Below are 1,008 nucleotides of genomic sequence, written 5' to 3'. Positions count from 1 at the left end.
TGGGAGAAAACTTTGATGCAGAAAAGATTTGGCCAGTGCAGAATGGCTCCGTTCCTGGAAAGGTCAGTCTTGAGGAGTATGCGGAATATCTAAGCCGGTCGAGTGTCGGAATATCGTTGATGATATCGCCTCACCCGAGTTATCCTCCTTTGGAGATGGCATATGCCAGTATAACTACGATATCAAATAACTATGATTAGAAAAAAATATCCGACAGGAGCGAGAATTTTGTTGCTCTTGATAGTGTAACTCCGGATTCGGTTGCGAGCGCTATTGAACAGTCCGTTAGGAGGGCCGAGCCAAAAATTGGCTCAATAGGGGAATACGAGGACATCGTTGAGCTTCCGTCAGTCGGAACGAAATATGATCCCCGGGAACTCGCGGATTTTCTGAGGGAGGTCGCCGCAAAGTAGCCGATAGCTTCTTTGAAGGAGTAATGGGCTTGCGCGGGCAGCTAGCATCCAGCGCTACACCGGTGCACTCAATGTCTTGTTTCCAAAAAACCCCTAGCTCTCCCCTCAACTCCGCGCTAATGCGATAACCGGGTGACGGGGTTGGGGATTTGCAATCCAGAGTGGTGGCGGACGCTGGCCGGTCCGGAGCCGTTCTGGTAATTGTGTTTGCTCGCCTGGAGTTCAGTACTACCCAATGACCGCCTACGCAGAAGCCGTATCGGGAATCCGACCGAAGATGCGGCGCGCCATCATCATGGTTCAGGACCTCGTCATGGTCCTGATCGCGGTGGCGCTCAGCCTCACGCTTTCGCAGTCGCGGCTTTCGTTCGATGCGTTCTCCACTGGGGGGCTAGCCTGCTGGGCGCTCATCGTGCTCACCGCCCATCTGCTGTTTCGTTATAGCGGCCTTTACAGCACCGTCTGGCGCTTTGCCTCCACGCCCGACTTCTTCAACATCCTGAAGGGCTGCGGCAGCCTGACGGTGGTCCTCTATTTGGCCGCGGTTGCCTTCCGCTCCTTCTATCAGCCGGTCGCCGGCCTCAACGAGCGCCAG

At 54.9% G+C, this 1,008-nt stretch carries 1 protein-coding gene and 1 pseudogene; both read left to right on the top strand.

The features are described from left to right. Nucleotides 1-200: rhamnosyltransferase WsaF family glycosyltransferase (locus tag AC4FWB_RS34660; RefSeq protein ID WP_491030714.1), on the top strand; the 200-nt coding region annotated here is incomplete at its 5' end. Nucleotides 201-648: 448 nt separating this feature from the next. Then, nucleotides 649-1,008 (top strand): annotated as a pseudogene (locus AC4FWB_RS34655) (polysaccharide biosynthesis protein); the annotation flags it as partial.

The organism is Mesorhizobium sp. LEGMi-168a (assembly GCF_058312955.1).
The sequence above is the reverse complement of the archived record's forward strand: the minus strand, read 5'-3'. Positions and strand labels throughout refer to the sequence as shown.